Source organism: Youxingia wuxianensis (assembly GCF_014385085.1).
GTDB lineage: Bacteria > Bacillota > Clostridia > Oscillospirales > Ruminococcaceae > Youxingia > Youxingia wuxianensis.
Genome location: NZ_JACRTD010000007.1, coordinates 14,949 through 26,800, shown reverse-complemented (window position 1 = coordinate 26,800; position 11,852 = coordinate 14,949). Strand labels below are relative to the sequence as shown.

At 50.7% G+C, this 11,852-nt stretch carries 10 protein-coding genes; 1 reads left to right on the top strand and 9 read right to left on the bottom strand.

Annotated elements, in window-relative coordinates; genetic code table 11:
* Positions 1-7: 7 nt before the first annotated feature.
* The 3 genes from H8705_RS09975 to ilvB are packed head-to-tail and all read right to left on the bottom strand — an operon-like array spanning position 8 to position 3,691.
* Positions 8-1,510: a hypothetical protein gene (locus tag H8705_RS09975; RefSeq protein WP_262395622.1), complete on the bottom strand. Its 1,503-nt coding sequence runs from the start codon at positions 1,508-1,510 to the stop codon at positions 8-10.
* A gap of 10 nt (positions 1,511-1,520) precedes the next feature.
* Positions 1,521-2,018, bottom strand: coding sequence for an acetolactate synthase small subunit (ilvN, locus tag H8705_RS09970; RefSeq protein ID WP_262395621.1), 498 nt, complete (start codon positions 2,016-2,018; stop codon positions 1,521-1,523).
* On the bottom strand, positions 2,015-3,691 hold the full coding sequence (gene ilvB / locus H8705_RS09965) for a biosynthetic-type acetolactate synthase large subunit (protein ID WP_262395620.1): 1,677 nt from the start codon (positions 3,689-3,691) through the stop codon (positions 2,015-2,017). Before ilvB ends, ilvN begins: the two co-directional genes overlap by 4 nt.
* Positions 3,692-3,858: 167 nt before the next feature.
* Between ilvB and H8705_RS09960 the strand changes: the two genes are divergently transcribed.
* A complete protein-coding gene (locus H8705_RS09960; RefSeq protein WP_262395619.1) occupies positions 3,859-4,929 on the top strand; it encodes an ABC transporter substrate-binding protein in 1,071 nt (356 codons plus the stop codon).
* 169 nt (positions 4,930-5,098) lie between these two features.
* Here the strand turns inward: H8705_RS09960 and argF are convergent, their stop codons facing one another.
* Genes argF through argH form a run of 6 tightly spaced genes read right to left on the bottom strand, consistent with a single transcriptional unit; the run spans position 5,099 to position 11,742 of the window.
* Positions 5,099-6,007, bottom strand: coding sequence for an ornithine carbamoyltransferase (gene argF, locus H8705_RS09955; protein ID WP_262395618.1), 909 nt, complete (start codon positions 6,005-6,007; stop codon positions 5,099-5,101).
* The gene (locus H8705_RS09950) at positions 6,008-7,168 is read right to left on the bottom strand and encodes an aspartate aminotransferase family protein (protein ID WP_262395617.1); all 1,161 of its coding nucleotides are present in this window, start codon (positions 7,166-7,168) and stop codon (positions 6,008-6,010) included.
* 12 nt (positions 7,169-7,180) lie between these two features.
* On the bottom strand, positions 7,181-8,041 hold the full coding sequence (gene argB / locus H8705_RS09945) for an acetylglutamate kinase (RefSeq protein WP_262395616.1): 861 nt from the start codon (positions 8,039-8,041) through the stop codon (positions 7,181-7,183).
* Between the two features lie 22 nt (positions 8,042-8,063).
* On the bottom strand, positions 8,064-9,290 hold the full coding sequence (gene argJ / locus H8705_RS09940) for a bifunctional glutamate N-acetyltransferase/amino-acid acetyltransferase ArgJ (RefSeq protein ID WP_262395615.1): 1,227 nt from the start codon (positions 9,288-9,290) through the stop codon (positions 8,064-8,066).
* Positions 9,291-9,319: 29 nt separating this feature from the next.
* A complete protein-coding gene (argC, locus tag H8705_RS09935; protein ID WP_262395614.1) occupies positions 9,320-10,360 on the bottom strand; it encodes an N-acetyl-gamma-glutamyl-phosphate reductase in 1,041 nt (346 codons plus the stop codon).
* Positions 10,357-11,742, bottom strand: a complete 1,386-nt coding sequence (gene argH / locus H8705_RS09930) for an argininosuccinate lyase (protein ID WP_262395613.1) — start codon at positions 11,740-11,742, stop codon at positions 10,357-10,359. Before argH ends, argC begins: the two co-directional genes overlap by 4 nt.
* Positions 11,743-11,852: the final 110 nt, after the last annotated feature.

The following is an 11,852-nucleotide window of genomic DNA, read 5'->3' as shown; positions in this document are numbered from 1 at the left end:
TGTTATTTTACTGAAAAGGAAGGATGGTAAAATAGAAAGAGACCTCCATGTCCATACAGGTGGATCCATCCTCCAGGATCATCTCTTTGGGTTCCAAGTGATCCTGGATATTTAAAACCGCTGTCTTATCCGGACTGAGGGCGCTTTCTTCGGCCCAGCTCCAGCCCAAATCATAAATTTCTCCATAATTATGCTGAATCCCACTTCCCATCTCATGCACCTGCAGGTCGCTCTTCGTATAAACAGCCGAGCCTTCTTCCAAGATGTCCGTCCGCCCATAAATAAATTTCAGGTTGTTCGGATCCGCAGTATCCACATCCATAAGAGTATACTCAAAGGTTTTGTTCTGTTTTGGAGTGTCCGTTTCTACCTTCTCCGGGGTCAGCACAATATCTTCCCCTGTTTGCAGATCGTAACAATGAAAATATTTGGTATAATCCAGGGTGTCCCGGATATCCATATCGCTGTAGGAAAAATATCTTCCGTCGAAGTTCACTTTAGCTTCCCACCGGTTAATAATATCTCCCAGCTTTTTCAGCTCATAATCCTGTGTGTTGGCATACCATACGGCAAAGCCATCCTTTGAAAGATCATAATCCAGCCGCAGCTCCTCATAAACGGTAATCAGGCCGTTTTCCACCTGATACATGGGATGAGGGGGAAGTTCTTCCTCCTTAAATATTTGATGGGGCTGGTTATCCTCCCCTATCACGTATAACAGAGTCTTTTGATAAACATCCAACGGCTTGGTATTGGCCGCATAATAAAACTTCCCTTGGTCAACCCAATGCTCCTGCGTTCCGAAGGCCCAGGAATTTTCTATGGTATACCCGCCTCTGACCGCCTCGGTCATATCGGATACCACCGTCAGTTCATCGCTGCTGATGCTATAAATAAGCACCCGGGCTTTGGTGTCAATCACAAACTGGTCATTGTTAAGCCAATACACCCGCTCCACATTTTGGGAGATTGATCGTTCGTACGCCTCCTGCAAAGGGGCGAGTTCCTGTGCGCTGGCCCGGGGAAACTCCTTAATCAACTCCCCTTGGGCAGTATAAATCCCCGCGTTTACCAAAGTGCGCTTGCCGCCTACCACCATTACCCGGCAGGGAGCCTGTTCTTCAGAGGAAGCTTTAGGGATAAACACCATATCATCATTCCAGCTCATAGTCGGATCGTCGGATTCGCCGGCTGCTTTGGGCAGGTCAAATTTTACTGTTTTTTCCCGCTGGCTGTCCCGGTTATAGTATTCCAGGGTGTCCCCGTTTTGCATCACCAGATACTGGCTGTCGCTGGTCCAGCGCACTTCCCCCGTCATTAAAATTTTAGGCGGTATTTTCTCTTTTAAAGCTTCCTGCTGGGAGCTGCTGCTTAAGGGCGGCTGATCCGGCTCGCTGCGGGAGCCGGATGCGGCCGAAAGGCCGACGCCCCGCGGGGCGCAGCCGCCCAGGGGACAGAGGAGCATCCCGATACAAACGCCCAGCGCTGCCAGTCCCTTTAAATTTTTCATGCGGTTCTCCTCACCTTTTCACAGCGATGGCTTCGCTTCCTTTCTGCAAAGCTACCATCCCTGTCCTGGCTACTTCGGCCACTCCATAGGGGGCCAGCATTTCCATCATCAGCGCAACCCGTTCCGGACGATCGCACATTTCTATCGTTAAGGTCGTATGGGACATATCCACAATTTTAGCATTCATAATACTGCATATATCAATAATTTCTCCCCGGTTTTGCTGCTGGGCATAAATTTTAATAAGAAGCAGTTCCCTGCGGGTAGCGGTATCCACTTCCAGGGTTTTTACCTTAATCACGTCAATCTGTTTGTTGAGCTGCTTTTCTACCTGTTCAATGGTACGTTCATCCCCATTGACCACAATGGTCATACGGGAGATCGTAACATCTTCGGTTTCCCCTACGGCCAAACTTTCAATATTAAATCCCCGGCGGGCGAACAATCCCGCGGTTCTGGACAAAACACCCGCTTTGTTTTCCACCAGCACTGACATAATCTGTTTCATATCCGCCCTCCTAATACATCCTCGCCTTCTGCTACCGTTGTTTCTCTGGGGTCCACCATACATTCCAAAAGGAAGGACCCATCCGCCGCTATAAACTCTTTTATCGCCCCTTCCATCTTCCGGGCGTCTTCCAGACGCAGGAAGGGAATGTCATATGCTTTTGCGATTTTTTCAATCTGCGGGCCTCCCGCAAGATCCACAGCTATCTGCCGGTCATGATAGCTCACCGTCTGTACTTCCCGTACCATTCCCAGGCAATGGTTATTCATAACTATTAATTTTATGGGTATCTGATGCTGATTGACCGTAGCCAGTTCCATCATAGACATCTGGAACGCCCCGTCCCCGCAGGATGCGATCACCTGGCGGTCGGGCGCCGCTAATTTGGCGCCGATTGCCGCTGGCAGGGCATATCCCATGGTTCCCATGCCGCCGGTAGTAAGGAACCGGCCCTCCTTTATGACCATGCTGGTAGCGGACCACATCTGATTTTGTCCCACATCGGACACAAAAACAGCATCCTCTTCCAAAGCGAAAGAAAGCTGATTAAAAAATTCCCTTGGATTTATAAATTTAGTCTCTTCTCTTGGGAAAAGTTCTTCCTTTTGCTTTGTTTGCTCTTGTAAGCGCCACTCTTCCAGCTGTGCCAGCCATTGGGTGTATTCCCCTTGGGGATTTTGTTGGGTAAGCTGTTCCAAAACCTGTCCCACATCGCCTACCAAAGGGATGGTTGTCCCCAGGTTTTTTCCAATTTCCGCCGGGTCGATATCAATATGAATAATAGATGTCGTATGTTCCAGCAGAGCGGGGCGGGAGACCGCCCGGTCGCCTACCCTGGCCCCCATAATAATCAGCAGATCGCTTTCCTGCACCGCCTGATTTGCATATTTCTTCCCATTGTTGCCTAACATTCCGAAATACAGCGGATGTGCGGTAGGCATGGCGCCAATCCCCATCAAGGTGGAAACCACCGGAATAGAAAACTCTTCGCTGAAGCTGCGCACCGCCTTTTGCGCTCCGGCGGCAAATACTCCCCCGCCGATGCAAAGCAGAGGCCGTTTTGCATTTTTAATCGCCTGAGCCACCCGTTTGACCTGCATAATATGTCCTTTATAAGTAGGTTTATATCCACGGATATCCACCTGTTTTGGATAAAAAAATTCTATTTCCTGCCGCTGGATATCCACCGGCACATCAATGAGCACCGGACCTTTTCTCCCGGTGGACGCAATATAAAACGCCTCTTTAAATACCCGGGGAAGGTCCTTTGCGTCTTTCACTAAGTAACTGTATTTGGTAAACGGCTCCGCCGCGCCGGTAATATCCACTTCCTGAAAAACATCTCGGCCCAAAAGATCGCTGGATACCTGTCCGGTGATTACAACCAACGGGATGCTGTCCACATAAGCGGTAGCCATAGCGGTAATCAGATTGGTAGCTCCCGGTCCGGAAGTGGCTACGCATACCGAAGGTTTTCCTGTTACCCGAGCATAACCGCTGGCGGCATGGCCGGCGTTTTGTTCGTTGCGGGTTAAAATATGGCGGATATGGGAGGAGTACAAACTGTCATAGAATGGACAGATCGCCGCTCCCGGATATCCAAAAATCACCCCTATATTTTCCAGTTCCAGACATTTCACCATTGCCTGGGCGCCTGTCATCCTGGTACTCATAATGATATCCCCTTAATGTATTAATAAAGTAAGCTCTATTATACAAGTTTTTTCGCCGCCTTGCAATCATCCCCCTGTTTTCCTCCACTATTAGTTTGATTGACAGCCTGTCCCGGATAAGATAAAATACAGGTAATCTAATTTTAAACATGGAAGGGATTTTTCCAATGATCATAAAAAAGTGGTTGGCTTTATTTTTGGCGCTGGTTTTACTGTTTTCTTTGGCGTCCTGTCAGTTTTTTAACCGGGAGGAAGACAGTCCTTCCTCCTCCCAGCCGGCGGAGGAGATTGATCCGGAATATCCGGTGGCCATCGGCGATATCCGTATCTCCCAGCGGCCTGAGGCGGTAGTTTCCCTCTCTCCGGCCCTGACCGAAGTGCTTATAGATTTAGGCTGCAGCGACCGGCTGGCAGGGATCAGCGATTTTGACGATTATCCCTCCTCAATCACCAGTTTGCCCCGGGCGGGAACCCCTCAGCTTCCTAATTTGGAAGAGATTGAAAATATTTCTCCTTCTGTCGTATTTGCCTCTTCCTCCCTCACCCAGGAGGATACGGTAAAACTTCAGCAGATGGATATTGAGGTAGTGGTTTTAAAGAAAGCGGCTACTTTGGATGAGCTGGAAAACATCTATCTGACTATCGCCACCATTATGGACGGCGCTGTTTCCGGGGAGGAAAATGGCCGTCGGGTATTTGATCCTCTGCTGGAGCGGGCGCAGCGGCTTGCGTCGGCTGTCCAGGCCAATGTAACTCAGCGGCTCAAAGGAGTGTATGTGCGGGTGCCGGATTTCACCGTCGCTACCGGCGATACCCTGGAAGGCAGGCTGCTTTCTATGATAGGAATTGATAATATCGCCCAGGAGTATGGGGAGTGGGTTTTTCCCGCGGACAAAGCCAGCGAATTTTTGCCCCAGATTATCTTTTATGATCAATCTATCGACATTCAGCAGTTTGCTTCCAGTGAAGTGTATAAAAATCTGGACGCGGTGAAAAACAATCAGTTGGTGCCGGTTGAGTCTCTTCTGTTTGAGCGGCAGAGCTCCCGGATGTTCTCCCTGCTGGAAGAAATGGCCGCCGCTGCTTATCCGCAGATTGACTTTGGGGGAGAAACTTCCTCTGATACCCAGGACAGCGCTCTTTCCCAGCAGGACGCTTCTTTGGAAAGCAGCGGGGACAGCGAAAGCGATGATGAACTGCTCACTATGGACGGCGTCAGTATGCCGGGAACTACCTGATAAAAAATAGGTGCAAAACATCGTTTTGCACCTATTTTTTTATAGCCCCGCCTAACAAATCGGAATTTTTCTCCCGCCGGAATATAAAGCCTCTCTGTTCAACCGCCCTTTCACATCCAAAAAAGGCGCAGGGAATCCTTCTCATAAAGAAGCGTCCCTGCGCCTTTTTTTATCTTTTCGTCATCAGTGTAACCATTACCGCCTTTTGAGCATGAAGGCGGTTTTCCGCCTCGTCAAAAATTTCTCCCGCATGTTCTTCGAACACTTGCGCGGTAATCTCTTCTCCTCTGTGGGCAGGCAGGCAGTGCTGGACCATAACGTTCTTGGCGCATACTTCCAGCAGTTTATGGTTAATCTGGTACCCTGCAAAAGCCTTGCGGCGAATACCAGCCTCCCCTTCCTGTCCCATGGAAGCCCAAACGTCGGTAAAAACTACGTCCGCCCCTTTGGCAGCCTCATAAATATCCTGGGTCAATTTAAAGTTCCCGGTTTTCTGAGCAAATTCCAGTACAGTGGGATCCGGCTGATATTCCTTCGGGGTGGCAACAGAAACATTCATTCCCATTTTCAGCCCGCCTACAATCAGGGAGTTGGCCATATTGTTTCCATCCCCCAGATAGCACATATTTATCCCTTCCAGGCGGCCTTTGTGCTCCCGCACAGTCATCAGGTCCGCCAGGACTTGGCAGGGATGACAAAAGTCTGTCAGCCCGTTGATCACTGGAATAGAACCATAGGAAGCAAGATCTTCCACTTCCTGCTGGGCAAAGGTACGGATCATAATCCCATCCAAATACCGGGAAAGCACCCTGGCGGTGTCCTCTACCGGTTCGCCCCGCCCAATTTGCAGATCATTGCTGCTTAAAAACAAGGCGGATCCGCCTAATTGACACATCCCCACCTCAAAGGACACCCGCGTGCGGGTGGAGGATTTCTCAAAAATCATCCCCAGGGTTTTTCCTTTTAAATGCTGATGACGGATGTCATGTTTCAGCTCATATTTCAGCTGATCCGCCAGATTAAGAATGTCTAAAATTTCTTCTTTGCTTAGATCCAATAGCTTTAATAAATGATCCATCTATCCCAATACCTCCTCTAAAACCGCCAGTCCTTTTTCCAGCTCTTCCCGGGAAATGTTAAGAGGCGGCAGCAGCCGGAGCTTTGCCTTCGCAGTCAATACGACCAACCCTCTCTCCAAACATTCTTTGGCGGTTTGCTTACTGTCTTTTCCCTTCATGGCGATGCCGAGCATCATCCCCTTACCGTCTACCCTCTCCACCTTTTTGCAGGCGAGCAGCCGGCTTTTTAAATACGCGCCCTTTTGGGAGACCTGTTCCAATAGATTTTCGTCCAGCTTTTTCAGCACCACATTGGCCCCAGCGCAGGCCACTGGATTCCCTCCGTAGGTGGTGCCGTGGTCCCCGGCGCCCAGAGTATTTTCGCACTTTTCCCCCAGCAGCACCGCGCCGATGGGCAGCCCCCCGCCCAGGCCCTTGGCCAAGGTGACAATGTCCGGCTTTATGGCGTAATGCTCGCAGCAAAGCAGTTTCCCCGTGCGTCCCATTCCGGTTTGCACCTCATCTACTATTAAAAGCAGGTCTTTTTCTTTGCACAGCGCGGCAATTTCTCTTACAAAATCTTCCCTTAAGGGCACAACGCCGCCTTCCCCCTGTATCAGCTCCACCATAACCGCGCACACATCGGGACTGAGCTTGCTTTTTATATCCTGGATATCGTTTGCTTTGGCGAACAGAAAGCCGTCAGTAAACGGATCGAAGTATTGATGAAACACCGCCTGCCCAGTGGCGGACAGGGTAGTAATTGTACGTCCGTGGAAACTGTTTTCCAAGGCGACTATCTTATGACGGCCCTTGCCGTAATGATCAAAGGAATATTTCCGGGCGGTTTTAATCGCCCCTTCGTTGGCTTCCGCCCCGGAATTGCAGAAAAACACCTTGTTCATTCCGGTGCGCTGGCACAGGCCCTGCGCCAGGTCCTCCATGGGCTGGGTATAATACAGATTGGAGATATGCTGTAGCTTTTGGGCCTGGCTGGACACTGCCGCCGCCCAGTCCTCATCACAAAATCCCAGGCTGTTTACCCCGATTCCCGAAGTGAAGTCAATATATTCCTTTCCGTTGACATCCCAGCACCGGGCGCCCTTGCCTTTGACCGCCTCCAGGTCGTACCGGGCGTAGGTCCCCGCAATATACTTGCTGTCCTGCTGCTTCCAGCTCATTGTCCGTCTCCCCTATCCTAAGAACATAGTGCCCATGCCTTCATCCGTCATCATTTCTATCAAAATGGAATGAGCTACCCGTCCGTCAATAATAAACGCCCGTTTTACCCCTCGGCGCACCGCTTCTACACAGCAGTTTACCTTGGGGATCATTCCGCCGGATACAATTTCCTGTTGGATCAACGCAGGCACTTCGCTTACCTTTACCACAGAGATCAAAGAGGACGGATCTTCTTTGTCCCGCAGCAGTCCCGCTACGTCGGTCATGGAAATAAGATTTTCCGCCTTTAGCTGGGCGGCAATTCTTGCTGCCGCAAGGTCCGCGTTAATATTATACACATTGCCTTCCTCATCGCATCCGATGGTAGCAATCACTGGAATATACCCTTTCTCCAACACGTCTAAAATAGGGGCGGGGTCAATTTTGGTAATCTCTCCTACATACCCCAGATCCGGGTCGCTTTCCAGCTTTTTGGCTTGGATCATCCGGCCGTCTACTCCGCACATACCGATTGCCCGGCCGTTATTTTGCTGAAGCAGGCGCACCAGGTCCTTGTTGGTTTTGCCGCACAGGACCATCTGCACCACTTTGATGGTTTCCTCATCCGTGCACCGCAGTCCGCCGACAAATTTACTTTCCTTTCCCATGGAGGAAAGCGTCTGGGTAATCTCCGGGCCGCCTCCGTGAACCAATACCACCTTGATCCCTACCAGGGACAAAAGTACAATATCGCTCATGACCGCCTCTTTTAACTGAGGGTTCACCATGGCGTTGCCGCCGTATTTTACCACGACCACTTTATTATAGTATTTTTGTAGATACGGCAGGGCTTCCACCAGTACCTGGGCCTTATCCGCATTTTTTATTTCCATCTCCTGTTTGTTCCCCTTTCTTTCAGGTACGGTAGTCCCCGTTGATCTTTACATAATCATAGGTCAAATCACAGCCCCAGGCAGTGGCCTCGCCGCCGCCTTGGTCCATGGAGATATCTATGTGAATTTCATCTTCTAAAAGAATTTGTTTCGCTTTTTCCTCGCTGAATTCCACACCGGATCCATTTTTACACACTTCTATGGTCCCTTTGGCCGATCCCAGGGTTACGCCTACTTTTCCAATATCAAACTGTGCGTCCGCGTAGCCCACAGCGCATAAAATCCGGCCCCAGTTGGCGTCGGCGCCAAACATCGCGGCTTTCAGCAAGCTGGAGGTGATCACCGCTTTGGATACCTTAACCGCCGTTTGTTTTTCCGGGGCGCCGCTCACATGGCACTCCAGAAGTTTGGTGGCCCCTTCCCCATCGGCGGCCATTTCCCGGGCCAGCCGGCGGCATACCGCCATCAGCCCCGCTTTAAAATCGTCATAATCCTTTCCCGGCCCGGTTATTTCTGGATTTCCCGCCAGCCCGTTGGCCATAAGGGTAAAGGTATCGTTGGTAGAAGTATCTCCGTCCACGCTGACCATATTAAAGGTATCGTCGGTAACCTCTTTGACCGCTTTTTTAATCATTTCCCCAGAGATCGCCGCATCGCTGGTCATAAAACACAGCATCGTAGCCATATTGGGGTGTATCATTCCGGAGCCTTTACAAATGCCGCCGATACAGCAGGGCTTTCCTCCTATCAGAAAGGAAACCGCCGCTTCTTTCTTTTTGGTGTCGGTGGTCATAATCGCCTGGGCCGCCGCGTCGCTGCCTTGGGCGCCAGTCTGTAAGGACGATTTTAATTGATCCATGGCGTTTACAATAGGCTGTAACGGCAGCGGCTGGCCAATAACGCCGGTGGAACCGATGATGATCTTCTGGGGATCTATGTTCAGAGTCTTCGCCGCCGCCTGGCACATGGAATTTGCGATAAATTCTCCATCTGCATTGCAGGTGTTGGCATTGCCGGAATTGCACAGGACCGCCTGGGCTTTGCCGTTGGCCAGATGCTGCTGGGTCACAGTCACCGGAGCGCCTTTCACCTTGTTTTGAGTGTACACGCCGGCAGCGGTACATTCTTTTTCACTGTATATTAAGGCCAAATCCTTTTTCTCCCGGTTTTTGCGGATTCCACAGTGAACGCCTCCCGCCCAAAAGCCCTTAGGGGCGCATACGCCGCCTTCTATAAACTGAATTTCCATGCCTCTCCTCCTCAAAAACGATGTTCCTTTTAAAATGCCGGGGGAACCATCGTAAGCCCGGCGGCCTCTTCAAGCCCTAAAGCGATATTCATGTTTTGAATTGCCTGACCCGCGGCTCCCTTTACCATATTGTCAATCGTACATACCACAATCAGCCGGTGAGTACGGTTGTCTAAATGAAGGGAAATGTGACAGTAGTTGGAATATTTCACATTTTTTAGGTTTGCTGCCGCCCCCGCAGGCAGAAGCTTTACAAACCGCTCGTTTTTATAAAACTCTTCATATAGGCCCCGGATGGTCTCTTCCGTCGCGTCAGGGGGAACGTTCACATACATGGTGGAGACAATTCCCCGGTTTACCGCCAGCAGATGGGGCACAAAAGTAACCGTGACCTCCTGCTTTGCAATGCCGCTGAGTACTTCCTCAATTTCCGGAGTATGCCGGTGGGACGCCACCTTATAAGGGGAAAAGCCTTCGTTGCATTCGGTGTAATGCGTGTTCAGCGCCAGCCCCCGTCCGGCGCCGGTCGCGCCCGACTTGCTGTCGATCACTATCGTGGAAACGTCTGCAATCCCTGCCTTTAGCACAGGCGCCAGCCCCAAAGAGATAGACGTAGGATAACAGCCGGGATTGGCGATAATTTTGGCATTTTTCAGTCTGTCCCGGTGAAGCTCCGGGATACAGTATACCGCCGCTTTATGAAGCCCCTTTTCCTCGTATTGTCCGCCGTACCACTGTTTATAGTCCTCTTCCTTAGACAGACGGAAATCCGCCCCCATATCGATAAACAGCTTTCCCTGATCAAAACATTTTTTTGCGATCGGTTCCGCATGTCCATGAGGCAGGCAGGCAAACACTACCTGTGATTCTTCCACTACAACTGCGTCATTGGTTAATACTTTTTCATAAATACCGGTAAGCTGGGGATAAATTTCACTGAGTTTTTTCCCTTCGTAGCTCACAGAGCTGATCTGCGCAATCTCTACATTGGGATGGGATAAAAGCAGCCGGACAATTTCCAATCCTGCATAGCCGGTTGCTCCAATAACCCCCACTTTTATCCTGTTCATTTTCCCGCCTCCCGGGTCAAAAATTCTTCTATTTTTCCAATCTGGATCTTTACCGCTTCCGGCGCCGGGCCGCCTTCGCTTTGGCGGCAGTGAACGCAGGCGTCCAGACTGATAGCGTCATACACATCTTTTTCAAATACCCCGCTGGCGCGCTGATATTCTTCCAAAGGCAAGGTCTCCAGCGTCAAACCTTCGCGGATACACAGCGCCACCAAGGCGCCGGTGATTTTATAAGCATCCCGGAAGGGAACTCCTTTTTTTGTCAGGTAATCGGCACAGTCAGTAGCGTTGATAAATCCTTTGGCCGCGGCTGCGCGCATGTTTTCCTTCAGGACGGTCATGGTGCGAAGCATGGGGATAAACGTGGTCAAACAAAGCTTTACCGTGTCTATGGCGTCAAAGACCGCTTCTTTGTCCTCCTGCATATCCTTGTTGTAAGCCAGCGGCAAACCTTTCATCATGGTCAGCAAGGTTATAAGATCCCCATAGACCCGGGCGGTTTTTCCCCGAATCAATTCTGTAATATCCGGGTTCTTTTTTTGAGGCATAATGCTGGAACCGGTGGCAAACCCATCGTCCAGTTCCACAAATTTAAATTCCCAGGAACACCACAAAATCACCTCTTCGGAAAAACGGGAAAGGTGCATCATTACCGTGCTGACTGCCGCCCCCAGCTCAATACAAAAATCCCGGTCGGATACTCCGTCCAGGCTGTTGGCCACTACTCCATCAAAGCCCAAGGCTTTTGCGGTCATCTGCCGGTCAATAGGATAGGTAGTTCCCGCCAGGGCTCCGCTTCCCAAGGGGTTGTAATTCATCCGTTTTACCCCGTCCCGGATACGCTGCACATCCCGGACAAACATATTGGCATAGGCCATCAGATGATGAGCAAATGTAATCGGCTGCGCTCTCTGCAAATGGGTATAGCCCGGCATAATCGTGTCCAAGTGATCCTTTGCTTTCTCGCAAAGCTCCCGGATCAGTTCCAAAAGCAGGCCGGTTATTTTCTCCATTTCCTCCCGCAGATACAGCCGGATATCCAAAGCGACCTGGTCATTCCTGCTGCGGGCGGTGTGCAGGCGCTTGCCTGTGTCCCCGATACGCTGGGTCAGCTGAGCTTCAATAAACATGTGGATATCTTCCGCTTCCGGATCAAACGCCAGCTTTCCTGTTTTGATATCCTCTAAAATTTCACCCAGCCCATCAATGATGCTGTCCCCTTGGCTTTTCTCAATAATCCCCTGCGCCGCCAGCATAGCCGCATGAGCCATGGAACCAGCAATATCCTGCTGGAACATTCTGGCGTCAAAGGAGATGGATGAATTAAAATCATTGACCCTCTCGTCCACTTCTTTGGAAAATCGTCCTGCCCACATCTTCATACCGTTAAAATTCCTCTCGTCGTTTGTTTGTGCCGCCGGGGCGCTGCCGGCGCTTCGCGCCGCAGGGCCGAAGGCCCCTGGCCTCTAGGAAGCGTCCGCGGACGCTTATT